This window comes from Candidatus Tisiphia endosymbiont of Hybos culiciformis, assembly GCF_964030975.1.
GTDB lineage: Bacteria > Pseudomonadota > Alphaproteobacteria > Rickettsiales > Rickettsiaceae > Tisiphia.
Genome location: NZ_CAXIQH010000001.1, coordinates 65,259 through 82,948, shown reverse-complemented (window position 1 = coordinate 82,948; position 17,690 = coordinate 65,259). Strand labels below are relative to the sequence as shown.

At 32.9% G+C, this 17,690-nt stretch carries 18 protein-coding genes, 2 tRNA genes and 1 pseudogene; 12 read left to right on the top strand and 9 right to left on the bottom strand.

What is annotated here, in order from left to right:
- Nucleotides 1–18 precede the first annotated feature (18 nt).
- The 6 genes from ACQH2P_RS00495 to ACQH2P_RS00470 all read left to right on the top strand — a co-directional run bounded on the left by ACQH2P_RS00495 (nt 19) and on the right by ACQH2P_RS00470 (nt 8,149).
- Nucleotides 19–747, top strand: coding sequence for a hemerythrin domain-containing protein (locus ACQH2P_RS00495; RefSeq protein ID WP_425362577.1), 729 nt, complete (start codon nt 19–21; stop codon nt 745–747).
- 134 nt (nt 748–881) lie between these two features.
- Nucleotides 882–1,052 carry a hypothetical protein gene (locus tag ACQH2P_RS00490; RefSeq protein WP_425362576.1) on the top strand — a complete coding sequence of 57 codons (171 nt, stop codon included), beginning with the start codon at nt 882–884 and terminating at the stop codon, nt 1,050–1,052.
- 452 nt (nt 1,053–1,504) lie between these two features.
- The gene (gene alaS, locus ACQH2P_RS00485) at nt 1,505–4,189 is read left to right on the top strand and encodes an alanine--tRNA ligase (RefSeq protein ID WP_425362575.1); all 2,685 of its coding nucleotides are present in this window, start codon (nt 1,505–1,507) and stop codon (nt 4,187–4,189) included.
- 193 nt (nt 4,190–4,382) lie between these two features.
- Entirely contained in the window at nt 4,383–5,801 is a 1,419-nt protein-coding gene (locus ACQH2P_RS00480; protein ID WP_425362574.1) for a sigma-54-dependent transcriptional regulator, read from the top strand.
- On the top strand, nt 5,785–6,363 hold the full coding sequence (locus tag ACQH2P_RS00475; RefSeq protein ID WP_425362573.1) for a biotin transporter BioY: 579 nt from the start codon (nt 5,785–5,787) through the stop codon (nt 6,361–6,363). Before ACQH2P_RS00480 ends, ACQH2P_RS00475 begins: the two co-directional genes overlap by 17 nt.
- A complete protein-coding gene (locus ACQH2P_RS00470) occupies nt 6,353–8,149 on the top strand; it encodes a pentapeptide repeat-containing protein (RefSeq protein ID WP_425362572.1) in 1,797 nt (598 codons plus the stop codon). Before ACQH2P_RS00475 ends, ACQH2P_RS00470 begins: the two co-directional genes overlap by 11 nt.
- 26 nt (nt 8,150–8,175) lie before the next feature.
- Here the strand turns inward: ACQH2P_RS00470 and ACQH2P_RS00465 are convergent, their stop codons facing one another.
- A complete protein-coding gene (locus ACQH2P_RS00465; RefSeq protein ID WP_425362571.1) occupies nt 8,176–8,688 on the bottom strand; it encodes a helix-turn-helix transcriptional regulator in 513 nt (170 codons plus the stop codon).
- A gap of 524 nt (nt 8,689–9,212) precedes the next feature.
- Between ACQH2P_RS00465 and ACQH2P_RS00460 the strand changes: the two genes are divergently transcribed.
- Nucleotides 9,213–9,353 carry a hypothetical protein gene (locus ACQH2P_RS00460; protein WP_425362570.1) on the top strand — a complete coding sequence of 47 codons (141 nt, stop codon included), beginning with the start codon at nt 9,213–9,215 and terminating at the stop codon, nt 9,351–9,353.
- 3 nt (nt 9,354–9,356) lie between these two features.
- Here the strand turns inward: ACQH2P_RS00460 and ACQH2P_RS00455 are convergent, their stop codons facing one another.
- Nucleotides 9,357–9,533, bottom strand: coding sequence for a hypothetical protein (locus ACQH2P_RS00455; protein WP_425362569.1), 177 nt, complete (start codon nt 9,531–9,533; stop codon nt 9,357–9,359).
- A gap of 51 nt (nt 9,534–9,584) precedes the next feature.
- On the opposite strand from ACQH2P_RS00455, the gene ACQH2P_RS00450 reads away from it, so the two are divergent.
- Complete coding sequence (locus ACQH2P_RS00450) at nt 9,585–9,950, top strand: hypothetical protein (protein WP_425362568.1); 366 nt, start codon at nt 9,585–9,587, stop codon at nt 9,948–9,950.
- A 166-nt stretch (nt 9,951–10,116) separates the two neighbouring features.
- The gene (locus tag ACQH2P_RS00445) at nt 10,117–11,439 is read left to right on the top strand and encodes an IS5 family transposase (RefSeq protein WP_425362501.1); all 1,323 of its coding nucleotides are present in this window, start codon (nt 10,117–10,119) and stop codon (nt 11,437–11,439) included.
- Between the two features lie 483 nt (nt 11,440–11,922).
- Here the strand turns inward: ACQH2P_RS00445 and ACQH2P_RS00440 are convergent.
- From ACQH2P_RS00440 to ACQH2P_RS00410, 7 genes are all read right to left on the bottom strand, one after another.
- Nucleotides 11,923–11,999, bottom strand: a tRNA-Met gene (locus tag ACQH2P_RS00440).
- Nucleotides 12,000–12,079: 80 nt separating this feature from the next.
- On the bottom strand, nt 12,080–12,307 hold the full coding sequence (rpmE, locus tag ACQH2P_RS00435) for a 50S ribosomal protein L31 (RefSeq protein WP_341757110.1): 228 nt from the start codon (nt 12,305–12,307) through the stop codon (nt 12,080–12,082).
- Nucleotides 12,304–12,597, bottom strand: coding sequence for a 50S ribosomal protein L28 (rpmB, locus tag ACQH2P_RS00430; RefSeq protein ID WP_425362567.1), 294 nt, complete (start codon nt 12,595–12,597; stop codon nt 12,304–12,306). The genes rpmE and rpmB overlap by 4 nt, the downstream gene beginning before the upstream one ends.
- A 103-nt stretch (nt 12,598–12,700) precedes the next feature.
- Nucleotides 12,701–13,450, bottom strand: coding sequence for a 4-hydroxy-tetrahydrodipicolinate reductase (gene dapB, locus ACQH2P_RS00425; RefSeq protein ID WP_425362566.1), 750 nt, complete (start codon nt 13,448–13,450; stop codon nt 12,701–12,703).
- Complete coding sequence (locus tag ACQH2P_RS00420; protein ID WP_425362565.1) at nt 13,447–13,929, bottom strand: flavin reductase family protein; 483 nt, start codon at nt 13,927–13,929, stop codon at nt 13,447–13,449. The genes dapB and ACQH2P_RS00420 overlap by 4 nt, the downstream gene beginning before the upstream one ends.
- Nucleotides 13,917–14,648, bottom strand: a complete 732-nt coding sequence (locus ACQH2P_RS00415) for an ABC transporter substrate-binding protein (RefSeq protein ID WP_425362564.1) — start codon at nt 14,646–14,648, stop codon at nt 13,917–13,919. The genes ACQH2P_RS00420 and ACQH2P_RS00415 overlap by 13 nt, the downstream gene beginning before the upstream one ends.
- A 330-nt stretch (nt 14,649–14,978) precedes the next feature.
- The gene (locus ACQH2P_RS00410) at nt 14,979–15,185 is read right to left on the bottom strand and encodes a DUF4372 domain-containing protein (protein WP_425362563.1); all 207 of its coding nucleotides are present in this window, start codon (nt 15,183–15,185) and stop codon (nt 14,979–14,981) included.
- A gap of 402 nt (nt 15,186–15,587) precedes the next feature.
- On the opposite strand from ACQH2P_RS00410, the gene ACQH2P_RS00405 reads away from it, so the two are divergent.
- The 3 genes and pseudogenes from ACQH2P_RS00405 (at nt 15,588) to ACQH2P_RS00395 (ending at nt 17,411) form a co-directional block, all read left to right on the top strand.
- Nucleotides 15,588–16,172 (top strand): ribonuclease HII, encoded by a 585-nt coding sequence (locus ACQH2P_RS00405; protein WP_425362562.1) that lies wholly within the window; start codon nt 15,588–15,590, stop codon nt 16,170–16,172.
- A 401-nt stretch (nt 16,173–16,573) separates the two neighbouring features.
- Nucleotides 16,574–17,002, top strand: a pseudogene (locus ACQH2P_RS00400) (transposase).
- Between the two features lie 319 nt (nt 17,003–17,321).
- Nucleotides 17,322–17,411 (top strand) — tRNA-Ser (locus tag ACQH2P_RS00395).
- Nucleotides 17,412–17,690: the final 279 nt, after the last annotated feature.

Here is a 17,690-nt window from a genome sequence, read left to right as displayed (position 1 = left end):
GAGCATAATAAAATGACAGTGCTAAGATATGATTTGTATAGAAGTGTACATAAGTTCATTCGTAAGGAGCTGTACCAGTTCGGAGAAAAGCTAGGTAAAACAGATTTTCGGAAAATAGGAGATGTAACTAGTATTAAAGGTTCTTTTGATAATATTGTATTTGATCTAAAAATGCATGCACAAAAAGAGGAGAAATATTTTACCCCACTGTTTAATAAAAAAGGATCAACCGTGCATAAGCATGTTGAACAAGTGCATTTCAACCAGCAAGATGAACTGATGGAGTTTCAGGGGCTTTTTGAAACTGCGATAAAAACAGTGGATGATGAAGCACGGGTTATACAGGGCTGCCACATCTGCTCCTCATATGATCAGTTTTTGTCTCACAATCTTCTGCATTTTTATCAAGAAGAAACTATATTAATGCCTGAATTATGGAAGCTTTATTCTGATAAAGAGTTGCAGCAGGTTACCGTGGATAGTTATAAAGGTATGCCAAAACATGTTTTATTAGATAGCTCGGGCTTCTTCCTGGGTTTGAATTTCCTTGAAAAGCGTACTTATTTACAAGATCTTAAAGAAGCTTGCTCACCTGAAATGTTTTTTGAAATTTGGAAGCGTACATTAGTCTCAGCAGGCTGTTTCACTGCTGATGAAAAATCCGCTTTCGCCATTGAGTTTGATTTGCCCTTAAAAGACACTACTGTAGACAGTGCAGAACTTGTTGACCATTCCGTAGACCAATGACTGTGTCCAATCTTGCTGGTAGGTAACTTATGTCAAAGAAATATAGAGTTGTTGTTGAATTACCATAACTTATAATTAATAAAAACTTTTATAGTTAAGCAGACTAAACAGTACTCTACAATTCAAATACGTCATTGCGAGGAGACCTTAGGTCGACGAAGCAATCCATAAAACTGATTAGAAATGGATTGCCACGACCACTACGTGGTCTCGCAATGACGCCAGTTTACTGGCTAAATGCTAATAGGGTTAGCTATAAAAAGTTTATTATAGCATGTGATAATTCTTCCACTAAGTATCTTTAGTATTTTTTTGGCGATTTAAAAATATGTATAATATTTGTTGTATAGCTAACAATTCATCAAATAATTTGCATATATCTATTAGTGTAGTTGATTTTTATGATATATTGTCATACAGAAAGGATGAATTTTATAGCTAACCAGGGCTAACATTACTCCGTCATTGCGAGGAGCTACTTTAGTAGCGACGAAGCAATCCTGTTTTGTGTTAACCTTGCGAAAGCAGGTATCTAGATTCCCGCCTACGCGGGAATGACAATTTACAATTGCTTCGTCGGCTTACGCCTCCTCGCAATGACGGAAGTATTACTATGGCTAAATGTTAATCTGGTTAGCCTATATACTCAAAATAAAAAAATACACTTATTGCAAATTAAATGAGTTGATATACTTAGTGTAGATATATTAATGTGATATAAAATTAAACAAAATATTTTTCCAAGGATTATTTACTCATGACTAAACTTACCACTGAAGAAATTAGAAGTAAATTTATAAGTTATTTTGTTGCCAATAATCATCTGCACGTTCCAGCTAGTTCTCTTATTCCTCATAATGATCCTAGTTTAATGTTTGTTAATTCTGGGATGGTGCAATTTAAAAATGTTTTTACCGGTCAAGAAAATAGAGATTATCAAAGAGCGGTTACTAGCCAGAAATCACTACGGGCTGGTGGTAAGCATAATGATCTTGAGAATGTTGGCTATACCGCAAGACATCATACATTCTTTGAAATGTTGGGCAATTTTTCTTTTGGGGATTATTTTAAGGAAGAAGCAATATATCATGCTTGGAATCTTTTAACCAAGGAATTTGCTATAGCCAAAGAAAAACTATATGTAACGGTTTATCATACTGATGAAGAAGCAGTTACATATTGGAAAAAAATTGCTAATTTAAGCGATGACCGAATTATTAAAATAAAAACCACTGATAATTTCTGGTCAATGGGAGATACCGGACCTTGTGGACCATGTTCAGAAATTTTTTATGATCATGGAGAACAGATAAAAGGTGGGTTGCCAGGGACGGAAGATCAAGATGGGGATCGTTTCATTGAGATTTGGAATATGGTCTTTATGCAATTTGAACAATTAGATAGTGATACTAGGATTGAATTGCCTAAAAAATCTATTGATACAGGAATGGGGTTAGAGCGTATTAGTGCTGTGATGCAAAACGTGTATAACAATTATGACACAGATTTATTTAAGGAAATAATCGCCTATACCGAGAATATAGTAAAAGTTAAGGTGGAAGGAGAGGCTAAGTTTTCTTATCGGGTTATTGCCGATCATCTACGTGCTTGTGCTTTCTTAATTAGTGATGGCATCATGCCATCAAATGAAGGTAGAGGCTATGTACTTAGGCGTATTATGCGTCGAAGTATGAGGCATGCACATATACTTGGTAGTAGTGAGCCTTTGATGTATAGATTGCTACCTAAATTAGTAGATATTATGGGAACAACTTATCCTGAACTGAGAAGGGCTGAGGATTTTGCCAGTAATATTCTGGAACAGGAAGAAATAAGATTTAAAGCAACTCTTGAACGAGGTCTTAAACTACTGGATGATGAAACAAAGCATCTTAGTAATAACTCAGAACTTTCAGGAGAAATAGTCTTTAAACTATATGATACATATGGCTTTCCGGTTGATTTAACTGAAGATATATTAAAAGGTAAACAAATCTCAGTTGATCTTGATGGCTTTAATAGTAAGATGCAAGAGCAAAAAGAAAGGGCAAGAAAATCTTGGTTAGGTTCGAATGAGTCTAAAACAGATAAGATGTGGTTTGATATTAAAGCAGAATTTGGTAGTACCGAATTTTTGGGTTATTATTTGAATGAGGCGGAAGGTAAGATATTAGCTCTAATTAAAGATAATAAATTAGTTGATACTATAGAAGCTAGTGAGGAGAAATTCATTTTAATTAGTAATCAAACTCCTTTTTATGGGGAGTCTGGTGGACAGATGGGTGATATAGGTTATATTAAATCTACTAACAGTAAAATTAGAGTAGTAGATACTGTAAAATATCTTGGTTCAATAATTGCTCATATATGTGTTTTTCAGGAAGGGGCAAACATCAAGGTTGGAGATAGTGCCGATTTTGCTATTGATGTCAAGTATCGTAATAACTTAAGAATTCATCATTCTGCAACTCATATATTACATGCAGTATTACATCAAGTTCTGGGTAAACACGTAACGCAGAAAGGGTCGCTCGTAGCACATGATCGTCTACGCTTTGATATTAGCCATATGGCAGCATTGACGATAGAAGAAATTATCTTGATAGAAGATAAAGTAAATCAGATTATTACTGATAATTCGAAAGTTACTACAACATTAATGTCAACAGATGAAGCTATTAAGGCAGGTGCTATGGCTTTATTTGGTGAAAAATATGATTCTGAAGTAAGGGTGGTAGCAATGGGCAATCCGCTTGAACTAAACTCACTGGAACTTTGTGGTGGTACCCATGTTACTAGAACCGGTGACATTGGGATATTTAAAATTACCAGCGAACATGCTATTGCAGCTGGCGTTCGAAGGATAGAAGCTGTTTGCGGTGAATTTGTCTTAAAATTAATCAGGCAGAATGATGCGGTGATTGAAAACATATCTGCAACCTTAAAAATAGGTAAGAATGAAATTATTGAGAAAGTTAATAGTCTAATTGCTAGTAAAAAACAATTAGAAGATCAGTTAGTAGCCCTTCAGGTCTCGATGCTTGACTTGAATATTGAGCAAATTGCTAAAGAATCAGTCAGTGTCTCCGATATACAATTTATTTATAAGATAATACATAATTTGGACACTAAAATATTACGCTTATCTGCTGAACGAATAGTTGATAAGTCTGATAACCTTGTAATTATATATATAGCTATGCCGGAAAAATCTAAAGAGGTTGGTGGTAGTGCAGGGCATAATTCTGGTAAATTATCGATTACAGTTGCGGTTAGTAGAAAAATCAGTAATAAGATACATGCTGGTAATTTGGCTAAAGAAATCTCTATATTCCTTGGCGGTAGTGGTGGCGGTGGTCAAGCTAATATAGCCCAAGCAGGTGGCACGGATGTCAGTAAAGTAGAAAAATTACCAGATATGATAAGGGAGTTGTTATCATGACTTAAGCCAATCTCTCTCACTAATTTTGTGTGCATCGCCTAGGCGTGTGCTTTTGTACCTCATTTTTAAATCCAATTATTCAAATCATTTGAGTATATAGTTTTGATTATGTGGCAAAAATGTTATAAAAATTAGTTGATTTCTTTTATATTAGCTATTAACCTATAATTTCAATAATTAGTTTTAGGAAAATTTGATGTCCATAGAGGTTCTTGTTGTTGATGATGAAGCAGATATTAGAGATTTAGTTTCAGATATTTTAAAGGAGGAGGGGTTTACTACCAAAACTGCTGCTAATAGTATTCAAGCTTTTAAAATACTCCAAGAGAGAACTCCATCAGCAATTATTTTAGATATTTGGTTGCAGGGTAGTGAGCTTGATGGACTTGGAATTTTGGAGATAGTAAAAAAACGTTATCCGCTAATGCCTGTGATAGTCATCAGCGGGCATGGTAATATTGAAACGGCAGTAAATGCTATTAAAATGGGTGCTTATGACTATCTAGAAAAGCCGTTTAGTCATGATAAACTAGTTATCTTGTTAAAAAGAGCCTGTGAGACAACTAAGTTAAAGCGTGAGAATCTTGATCTAAAATCAAAAGTTATTGATAAAACTGAGCTTATAGGTAACTCTCACATTACAGGCAAACTTAAGGCTGATATTGAGAAAGCTGCTTTGGCTACTAGTAGAGTATTTATTCAAGGTCAAATTGGTAGTGGTAAAGAACTAGCTGCTCGATTAATTCATAAAAAATCAAAAAGGGCTAATACACCTTTCGTAATCTTTAGTCCTGTATGTATGGAGCCTGAACGGGTTCATCAAGAATTATTTAAAGGAATAGATAACCAGGGCATTAGACGCCCTTCAATATTAGAAGTAGCAAATAATGGTACTTTGTATATAGATGAAATTAGTGGTTTACCAGTTTCGGTACAAGTAAAATTACTTAAATTTTTGCAAGACCAAATATTTCATAAGCCAGGAAGTAAACCAATAAAACTAGATATAAGGATTATTGCTGCAACTTCTAAGATTGTACAAGAAGAGGTAAGTAGAGGTGAACTCCTAGAGGATTTATATCATCGATTAAATGTTATCTCCCTAAAAATCCCATCTTTATATGATAGAAAGGATGATATGTCTGCATTAGTGAAGTATTTTGTTAAGCAACTTTCTAAGTTCTCTGGTTTAAAAATACGGGAGTTTTCTGATGATACAATTGCAGCTTTCCAAGTTTATAGTTGGCCAGGTAATATAAGGCAATTACGTAATGTAATAGAGTGGACTTTAATCATGAATCCACTATCTTCAAATAGTAACCAAATGATCAAACCAACTATGATACCACCAGAAATTCTGGTTAATGACTCTAGTTCTGAAAAGCAGGAAGATAATGTTGATATGATGATCATGCCATTAAGAGAGGCAAGGGAGATTTTTGAAAAGCAATATTTAGCTGCTCAGATGAATCGGTTTAATAATAACATTTCCAAGACCTCAGCCTTTGTAGGTATGGAACGTTCAGCTTTACATCGTAAATTGAAATTACTCAATTTACATATTCCTACTAATAAATTTAATGATGAGGATTTTCATGACAATTACGAATAAGAAAATTTTATCAACTGTTATAGCTAATAACTATGTTGTAATTGCTAAAGTAATAATAGGGGTAGTCGCTCTGTTTGCTGGGGCACAAATTGTTATTCCTCTCAAGCCAGTACCGATAATCATGAATACTGTGCTGATTAGTATTATTGCTTTTACTTATAGCTCACGACTTAGTTTTGTTACGGTTTTAGCTTATATTACGGCTGGCATAGTAGGGCTACCAATGTTTAGCAAAATGTCAGGTGGCTTAGATTATTTTCTTGGTACAACATGTGGCTATTTTATAGGATTCTTAATTGCTACCCCTGTGATGAGTATACTTAAAAATAAGTTTTCTAAAGAGTTTACCGGAGCATACTCACGTCATTTGAGTATGTTTTGTGCCTGTCTTGTAGGACACATTATAATTTACTTTTTGGGAGTTAGTTGGTTAGCAACAATTATAGGAGTTAAACAGGCTATTTATAGCGGGTTTATAATATTTATACCTACTGGCTTAGTAAAAATCTTAATATTTTCTTCTATATATTCTTATATAAAAGGCAGAAAGAATGTCTTATAAAATATTCAAATGCTTCAAATCATTTGAGTATCTCAAAATAAGATTAATTATTATAACTTTGCTTTTATTCCTTACCGGATGTTCGGATTCCTCAAGAGATGCAAATGGTTTGTTATCTAATAGCCAGAGTCTTATTATTAGAAATTATATAGCAGAGCAGAATAAAAATAAGGTACGAGTAAATATTAAAAATAAATTTGGTTCAAATCTTAGGGGCTTAAAGCTAGTAGGTGTTAAACTGATAAATGAGGATCTTTCTGGTGTTGATTTAAGTTTCTGTGAAATATCACGGGTGGATTTCTCAGGAGCAAATTTTGAGAATACAACTCTTACAAAATCTATAATTCAAGAAAGTGATCTCTCTAATGCTATATTAAAAAATATATCAGCTTATGGTGTAGATTTTCAAGCATCTATATTTGAAAATGCCCATTTGGAAAATAGTAATTTTATTCAATCAAATTTTGAGGACACTGACTTTGTTAAGGCTAATTTAGAAAATGTTAATTTTGAAAATGCAAATCTTACTAAAACCATATTTGATGATGCTATTATCAGTAAATCTAATTTCCAGAAAAGCAATTTAAGGGAAAGTAGTTTTAAAAAGGCAGTTATATCACACTCTATTTTTTATGGGACAGATTTGCGGCAAATACTAGCTAATTATGTCAATATAACTGATTGTTATTGTGAATCTGTAGATTTAACGGGAGTGGATTTTACTGGAGCGGTTATTAACAATTCAGACTTTACTCATGCTATTATTAATCAAGCTCAATTAAAAAACATAAAGCTTACTAACTCGTTATTCTCTTTCTCTTCTTTTCAATTTGCAGGTTTTGCCGATGCAATTATTGAAAATTGTAATTTAAAAAATACCAATTTTAATAATGTGCAATTGAAACGAGTGCAAATTCAAAATAGTGTAATGGATAACGCTCACTTTAATGACACTAATATCAAGGATATATTAATAAAGAACTGCCATGGCATTTTTCTTAAATTAAATAAAATTAATATTGCTAATGCTGATATTGAGAATAGTAATCTTACTGGCATATTATTAAATAATAGTTATGTCAAGCAAGCAACTATTATTAATTCTGATTTGACCAATAGTGAATTAATAAACTCTAATTTCTCTGATACTCAATTTAATAAGGTGAATTTTACTAAAACACTGATACAAAATACTGTTTTAAATGAGATAAAGTTTGTTAACAACTATTTCTATCAAATAGTCATCATAAATTCAGATTTATCAGGAGTCGCTTTTGATAGTTCGCCAATCATAAATTCTCAATTAAATAATGTGAGATATAAAGATTGTAATTTTATTAACTCAGATTTCAATAGAAATATTGTGTTAAATAGTCAGGACTTTTATAAATTTAAGTCAGTAAATACTATACATTCTGTAAAGGATTTAGAGCAGGTGAAAGACTTATCAAATATCAATTTACAAAGTTTAAATTTGTCAGGTCTGGTATTTAAGCAAACTATTTTTTCAGGTTCTATTCTTAAAGATATCGATTTATCTAATGCTATAATTCAGAGTTGTATATTACAGAATACTGATCTAACTATGGCAAATCTAAGTAATGCAGATTTCAGTAAATCGTCGCTTATTGGCAGCAATTTAGAATCTGCTAAACTTTATAATACAAATTTTAATGATACTGATTTAACAAATGTTAATTTTATTGGGGCTTTTGTTAGTAAAATATCTTTAGTTAATGCAAAGCTAGATGGTACCAAAGGGCTTGAGGGTAAAGGGCAGCAGTAGGAATATAGAATAACTACTGTAAACAATTAAAGGGAAGGTTTATCATTATCAGAAGTAGTAGGTTTAATTCTGCCAATTATTTCATCTAGCGATACTTGAAAATAATCTGCTAGGGCTACTACGATTTGGCTATTCAAAGTTTTTTGTTCTTTATTAACAAAACTATGTAAAGACCCACTACTAAACCCTATATCCATACCTAGTTTATACAAATTTAGATTGTGTTCCTTTGTTTTATCAATCAGAAACTTTTTTATATTAAAAGTAATATCAGTTGGTATAATTTCAAAAAATTCTGGACTTTTTGTATTAGGTAAAGAAACATATTGATTTCTTCCTACCACTTCATCCATAGAGCATTTAAAGTAGTGGGCTATTTTAAATATATTATACATTTTGGGACTAGACTTTAATTCATTCATAATATTAGTAATACTATTATAAGGAATGCCACTTTGCTCAGAAAAGTCTTTTCTTGTTAATTTAAGTTCTTTAAATTTTGACTTTAAAAATTGTTTTATTTCTTTAACAAGAGTCATGTTAGGAATTCAAGGATTAAGTAAAAACAAAATATTCCCACAATAGGAATATTTTTTCTTGACACCCCAAAGTAACTATATTAGACTGCAAAAATGGAATGAGATTATAAAAAAAGAAATCAGTAATTACTGACTAATTTTTTTAAACCAAAAAGACATTTTGGTAAATCTCAAACTAAAAAAACCAGTGTAACACTCAAGCATCCAGCGTATTAATAAGGCTAGAGCTTGAATGTTACATTTGGAGTTATAAACTAGTAAGTACCTAGAAATTTTCCGAACTCGAAAGTACTTACTGGTGAAATTAATCCAATAGCATTGCTATTAAATTGCAACCTTTATTGAGGTGTTAACTATGATCATATACGAATTTCTTCAACTAGTCAAACTCCATTATTCTTTTTGCAGTTTTGTGTAGCTAATCCGATTAGTATTGAGTCATTTGTTTCAACGAAAAAGATGTCATTCCCACGTCAGGGCAGTTTAAAAGTCGCAATTAATGATATAAGAATCTGTTTTGAGAAATGCATAAACGTCATTGCGAGGAGCCGCTTCGCTACGACACGGCAATCCAAAAAATTGCAGCGGTAAAAATAAAACAGCAAGCTGTTTATTTGGATCGCCACGCCACTTCGTGGCTCGCGATGACGGTTATTCGTTTCTAAAATCTAGTATTTTATATCATTAGTTGCGACTTTTAAACTGCCCTGATTCCCACGTAGACATATTATAGTGAAACCTATTGAATTAGGTGATACAAACTTTGTGTTAACCTTGCGAAAGCAGGTATCTAGATTCCCGCCTTCGCGGGAATGACAACTTACAATCGTTATGTTCTTTATCACCTAATCCTATGAGCATAACTATATAATTAAGATAAACAAAGGTTGACTAACATGGATAATACAATACAACTATTAATGTTCTCAGTAGTTGGTATACTCATTGTGCTAATACTATTAATCATGACTTCTATCAAGTGGCTTTACAATATTAGGGTTAACATTGATCATCTTGACAAGAAGACTAAGGACTTTCCCAACACTTTTAGCCAGGATATAGAGGTAGCAAAACTGCTGCACCAAGAATTAAAAGAGCTTATTAATATAAATGCTAAGAAAGAAGAAGAAATATTGCAGGGAGTATTTTTTTCAGAAGAGATAAAAATATATCTCAATATGTTACTTACTGAGATCATAGCTTTTAATAAGCGGAATCATCTGAGTAAAGAACAACAAGCAACTAACAATGAGGATAATTAAATAGTTGCTTCGTCAAAAAGGATGTAGACATAAGAGATAATATAGATAGTCTCCCCGTCAAAAGTCTAGAAGGATAATATATAATATGGTTAGCGGGTAAAAATATCTAGATAATCCATAAGAAAATGCTATAATATTGGCAGAAACCTTATGGATTGTATGAATTATGCCGATAGAAGATATAATAAAATCCCAAAAACAAGGACAGCTTTTTGGTTATAAATTGACCGAAGAATTAAACCCTAATAACAAGTTATATAAATTAAGATCGTTAATAAATTGGACTGTTTTAGAGGAATGGTTATTGACAAATGTTAATATCAAGAAATTTGGTAGGAATCGCAGATGTCACAGGTTATTACTTGGAGTAACTATGCTGCAAGCGATGTATAACCTGTCAGATGCTGCAGCTGAAGAAGAGCTGAGAGAGAACGTATATTGGCAATATTTTTGTGGTTGGGAATATTTGCAGAAAGATGCTGAGATATCAGAAGCTAGTATACGAAGGTTTCGTGCTATATTAGGGGAAGAAGGATATAATGAGATATTAAAAGAATTAACAAGAATTGGTTGCAAAGTCGGAGTGCTTAAAAAAAAAGACTTAGCATCGATAATCGTTGATACTACAGTACAAATTAAGAATATTAAGTATCCTCATGATGTGTATTTGATGGATAAGGCAAGAATAGAGCTAGTAAAGTTATGTCATACTTTAGGCATTAAGTTACATGAGACATATGCCAAGCAATATAAAAAAGACATAGTAAAATTATGGAAATATAAGGATAATAGTAAAGCCAAAAAACGTAAGAAGGTAATGCAACATTTAAAGATATTGCTGGGTCGTTTAATAAGAATATGTCAGCGAGAAATAGCAAAAACAAAGTTAAGTTTGTCATTAAAGCAGCAAGAAATACTAAATAAGATTAAAAAGATTCAGGCACAATCTATACTGAGTAAAGCAGAGAAAGAGCGATATAAGGAGGATAATAAAGTATTATATAGTTTTCACGCACCGGAGGTAGAGTGCATAGGTAAAGGGAAATTAAACAAACCCTATGAGTTTGGTAACAAGGTTTCGATAGCAGTAAGTGGTCGAGGTAATTTTGTATTAGCGGCCAAATCATTTCATGGCAATCCATATGATGGTCATACATTATCGCAGACTGTAGAGGTTGTAAAGAAATTAACAGGAGTGGGAATAGCCAGGACATTTGTTGATTTAGGCTATAAGGGGAATAATTTTAAAGAAAAAGACAAGGTGTATAGCCCATATTGCAAGAAGAAGCTATCCTCAGATGATAAGGCAATGATCAAGAGAAGAAGTGCTATAGAGCCGATAATAGGACACCTTAAGCATTATGGTAGAGTTGGCAGAAATTACTTAAAAGGAGTAATAGGAGATATAATAAATCCGTTAATTTCCGCTGTAGGATTGAACTTACGGTGTATTGGTAATCACCTTCTCAAAACAAATTTTTCTACATAAAAATGACTCAATAAAAGAAAATTAATCAAACGATTACAAAATCGTTAACAAATCATCGTGCAAAAAATTTCTAGAAATCATCTTTTTATATTAAAAATTTACATCAAAAGAATTAAACTCTAAAATTTTATACAAAAAATTTTTTGCTAAGCTGCTAATTTTTTAATTTTTTGCACTTTTGACGGGGAGACTACTTAAAAGGAGTGATAGGAGATATATTAATCCGTTAATTTCCGTTGTAGGATTGAACTTACGGTATATTGCTAGACATCTTCTCAAAACAAATTTTTCTACATAAAAACTAGTCGATAAAAGAAAATTAAATACAAGAATTTTCTAAAAATTAGCTTTTTATAGCAAAAATTTGAGCCAAAAAAATTAAACTTCAAATTTTATACAAGAATTTTTTGCTAAGGTGTTAATTTCTTAATTTTTAGCACTTTTAACGGAGAGGCTATCTAAAGACAACAATACCGTTATGGTTGGTTGCGGGGGTTGGATTTGAACCAACGACCTTCAGGTTATGAGCCTGACGAGCTACCAGACTGCTCCACCCCACGATAACACCCATTCAAGGATTGGTTTTTATTTTTGTTAGCCAAGATGGTACACTACAACTTCCGAAATAAGCAAAACTTGGCTAGGCTTTCTTACCAAAATTAAGACCAGCAAACTTTTTATTAAAGTCACTGACATTTTTATTAGATTGGTTAACAATATTTCCAGATTCTTTAGTCCATGCTGGGTGTTTCCTATAATCAACATCCATCAGAATTTCTTCTGCATAACCACCGGAATTTGTTTCAAAAACATCATTACTAATGATAATTTTGAACTTCTTATATTTTGGGTGTATTCCAGCTTTCATAATGCAGCACCAACTTTTTTCTCAGCTATCTTTCTTTTTATTACTTGTGCTTTATCTGAAAGTATATCACTTGATATTTTAAGCATATACTCATCAAAACCACCTACCTTCTCAACAGAACGCAAACATTTGGCATTTACCGAAAGCCTATATTCTTGCCCAGTAAGATCACTTGCAAACCTTACCACTCTCAGATTAGGCTCAAAGCGTCTTCTAGTTTTTCTTTGTGAGTGTGACACTTTATTACCGTGTAAAACACCAACTCCACTAAGCTCACATCTACGAGACATTGTGACTCCTATAATTAATCATCAATATAATATAAGCAATTATACTCCTATTAGGAGTATATGTCAACATGTACATCTGTAAATAGTACAAAACTTTTAATAGTCAAAACCTCTGAAGCGTTGGAAACATATCGCTCATTGAATAAAGGGCAGGAGGCTTATCAGATATCCAAATGGCAGTCCGAATCGCCCCATCAACAAAGGACTCTCTTGATCCTTGATGTTTTAGAGTAATGGTTTGGTTATCCCCTAAAAATAACACCTGATGTTCTCCATGTAAATGTCCCCCTCTAATAGAAGCAATGCCAATTTCACCAGCCTGTCTTTGCTCTTTTACAGTACGATCAAATATCGCACATTGATTAAAATCTAAGTTTCTAGCTTTTGCCACAGCCTTACCTAACATTATAGCCGTACCAGACGGCGCGTCTTTTTTCATACGATGGTGACAATCTAAAATCTCTATATCGTAAGTATTATCTAGAATTTCTGCCGCCTTTTCTGCCAACATCGCCAGTAAATTTGCCCCTAAACTCATATTAGCTGAATAGAATATTGCCAAATTTTTGGAAACTTCATGTAAACGATCAAGCTGATGGTTAGTCAAACCAGTAGTGCCAATAACTAATTTGTTGTTGTGCATAATGGCACAATCAAGCAATTTTTCCAATATCTCGTTACTAGAAAAATCGATAATCACCTCAGATTTACTACAAAACTCAGCAAGATCATCTATGTTATTTTTCCTAGAAAATGTTGTAGAAAGCATACAACTATTAAATCCATTTATTTTTTGAATTATCATCTGTCCCATTTTACCGGTAGCACCACAAATACCTATAGCAACACTCATTTTAATCCTCTATATTGTCTTAAACAATGTACTAGTGGTTTTACATTACTATTCACCATAGTACTTATCACTTGACCAATCAATATAACATGATCCCCCACTTCATATTGACTAAACTTGTTGCACTCAACATGGCAAACGGCTCCTTTAATCAAAGGACAATTACTAGTTTGTCCTAAATCATATGAAACACCAGCAAATTTATCCGTATTAAACTTAGAAAAATGCCTAGAAATATCCTCTTGATTTTCGGCTAAAATACTAACAGCAAAATACTCACTACCAGCAAAAGCACTGATACTAAAGGATTTTTTATCAAGACAAAACAATACCAATGGTGGTAACAAGGAAACCGAGGTAAAGGAGTCTGCAGTAAAGCCAAATAGCTTTTCATTGTATAAAGTAGTGATAATAGTAACGCCAGTAGGCAAAGTACTAAGAGCTTGTTTAAATTGTTCGGAATTCACTATTGAAGCCATTTTTTAGTAATACGACTAATTGTACCATCTTTTTTTAATTCACTAATAGCTTTATTAACATTTTCAACAAGTTTAGAATCTTTTGGCATAGCGATAGCAAGTTCAGATGAGAACTCTGTTAAACTAAAACTAGCAAAATCAGGATTATTCTCAATAAATTTCTTAGATTGTGATTCCTCTAGTACCACCACATCTATAACTTTTGACTTTAATTCTTCAACTAGCATTAAATTATTTGATAAATAATTTGTCCTAATATTAAACTGCTTGGCTAAATCCTGAACTATCACCGCCCATGTTGTACCAAGTTGTACACCAACAACTTTATTATCCAAATCTTCAACCACCTTTAAATCATCTGTTGCTCTATATAACACTGACACGTTAGTTGTTACGTAAGATTCTGAAAAGCTAATGTGTTTTTTACGCTCTTCGGTCACTGTTAATCCAGCGATCACTATATCAACATTTTCGCTAGCCAAGGATGCAAGTAAGCCATTAAAATCAAAATTTTTAATTATAACTTTTTTTTCTAGTTTTTCTCCTATAGCATTAATAATATCAATGTCAAGTCCTACTATCTGCCCATTTTGAATAAATTCATAAGGTGGATTATCTGCAGAAGTTGCAACTATTAAGTTCTTATCTTGAGATTTGTTATCACAACCAGACATTAAAAAAGAAGATACAATAAGGAAGAAGAGCTTTATTAATCTCATAAAAATCAAATAACTATTTTAATCGTCACTATATTATTGCACTTCTTATGATCATATACAATAGACTTTTTTGAAATTTGTCGATAACATGGTATATGATCATAATTGGTAACAAGGTAATTATCCGGAAATAGAGTATAAGAATCTCTCAAATTAAAAGAGAGAGGTTATGCCAAGTAGGACAAAAATATTATACTTCTTCATCTTATTGTGCAAGGCTGCTGCTTCCAGCCCCTTCTGCAATTTGTTCAAAGCAAACCTTGTAAGAGGGTACTTATTCTGTGTACGACTATTTCACAGTCAAGAGCCTATCAAGTCACCCTCTTATAACTACTTATAACACTTTTTTAAGATATAAGAGCCTAGGTCACGCAAACTTCGACAATCAGTAAAGTGACCAAATAACATAGTTACTAAATGATTCCATGTACTAAATTTCTTGCTATACTTATCACTTTGATGGCTCTTTACTAATTTTGATATTATTTCTCTATCTAATAATTTTACAATTACCCCAAATGTGCTATGTTGATACATGGCATAAATCCTTTTTAAAGTTGTGTTAACAGGTATTATACCTGAACTTTAGGACTTATGCCACCTTTAAACCTTGGGACAAAATTTTACCCGGACACTATGTACCGTTGCTAAGAATGACAACTTACAATTGCCACTACACTCACGTGGTCTCGCAATGACGCCTTTTAAATTGCCGTGTGGATTATGCGTAAGGTAAGTGAATAAGTTCTTGATATTGTTATAAGTTCCTAAATGTCATTGCGAGGAGGCGTAAGCCGACGAAGCAATCCAAATCTGGAATCATTTTTTGGATTGTTTCGTCGCCACTGAAGTGGCTCCCTCGCAATGATCGGAGAGATTATCTAGAACCTTAGCTGGTTAGCTATAGAAAGGAATTCTGGATAAAAAATAGAAGGTATTATGTTTGCATTAGAACAAAAATATTTTGGATTAGTAGCTGGAGTAGATGAAGCTGGTAGAGGACCGTTAGTCGGGCCTGTAGTAGCTGCATCTGTCATCATTGATCAAACAAAAATCATAAATGGTATTAAAGATTCCAAAAAACTTACTAGAGAAAAGAGGAATTTGTTATATGAACAAATAACTCAGAATTATATTTGGTCTGTTGGTATAGTGTATCACGATGAGATAGATATAATTAATATCCTTGAAGCAACTAAGAAGGCTTGTACTATATCAGTAGCAAATCTTTCTGTTAAACCAGATACAGTATTAATAGATGGTAACATGAAATTTGACGATTCAAGATTTATTAGTATAGTAAATGGCGATAATTTATCGATTTCTATTGGAGCTGCATCTATTATTGCAAAAGTTACTAGAGATCGTTTGCTACTTGAGTATGCCAAAGAATTTCCAGAATATATGTGGCATAAGAACTTCGGTTATGGGACGAAAGAGCATCTAAATGCTATACACTTTCATGGTCTTTCGCCTTACCATAGAAAGAGCTTTAAGGTAAAAAGCTTTCAATTATACAGCTAACCCAACAGTCTCCGTGACCGTTCACGGTTTTTCAATTTCTTCCTAAAATCTTAATTTTCAGATGTAATTTTTATAGTTTTCACATCTTTTAATTGTAAAATTTTCAAGCAATAATAGATTTTGCTATAAAGAATTTATACTAAAAATATCAGAAATCATGATAAACTGAAAAACTATAATGGTTCCCAAATTTTAGACAAAAAAATAGAAAGAAAGAGATAGTGTTATACTCATAGGATTAGGTGATAAAGAACATAACGATTGTAAGTTGTCATTCCCGCGAAGGCGGGAATCTAGATACCTGCTTTCGCAAGGTTAACACAAAGTTTGTATCACCTAATTCAATAGGTTTCACTATAACAGCAGGACAGGCACATGATTTGCAAGGGAGTGATGCACTAATGGAAAAACTAACACAAGGATTTCATGTACTTGCAGATAAGGCTTATGATGCATATGAGCGGGTAAGGAACAGGCTAAAAGAAAAAGGTTGTGTGGCTGTAATTCCATCAAGGAAGAACCGCAAAATTCCAATATAGTTATGCCTATAGGATTAGGTGATAAAGAACATAACTATTGTAAGTTGTCATTCCCGCGTAGGCGGGAATCTAGATACCTGCTTTCGCAGGTATGACACAAAGTTTGTATCACCTAATTCAATAGGTTTCACTATAGAATTGGATACAGATATTTATAAGGCACGACACTTAATTGAAAATTTTTTTGCTAAGCTTAAACAATATGGGGCGATTGCAACCCGTTATGATAAAACGGCTCAAAACTTTTTGGGGGCTATTCATCTTGCTGCTTCTGTAATTTTGTTGAACTGATGACACGCCCTAGATTTTTTTTACTTTCATCCAATTTTTTAAAATTTTCAATCGTTTTACATATTAGCCAAAAGTAATTAATATTCAGGTTATAGAGCTTGCAGTATACTTGTTGCAACGACAAAACATCCTACAAACTTTTAATATTAGATTACTATTCTTAATACAATTGTCTCTCCTTCCTTCCCAAACTCAAGCTAATATTAGCTTATAATTCGCAAAAATATTTAATCATTGATTGCGACTTTTAAACTGCCCTGTTATATTATACAAATATTTACACTTGAATTTTTTCAGTTTATCTGATATGTATTATCCTGGGTAGGTGTCCGAGTGGTTTAAGGATCTAGTCTTGAAAACTAGCGTACGGGCAACCGTACCGTGGGTTCGAATCCCACCCTATCCGCCATTCGGGACAGTTTGCTACTTTTTGCAATTCTGTGAATGGAAAAGCCAGAACGTAATGCAGGTTACAGCCCTCGAGTGTTAGGTTCGAAAATATAAAATTTAATAATTCCCTTTTTTCATCAAGTGTCGAACCTTTAAAAGTTTCATAGGCGTTTATACTAATACATACAAGGTCTGCAAGCTTTTTAGAAAGCTTATCATCTACTTTGTCATAACTCTTAATTAGTTCAGTTAATTCATATTGTCTTTCCTTTAATTGAGCTTTCTTACGTAAAAATTC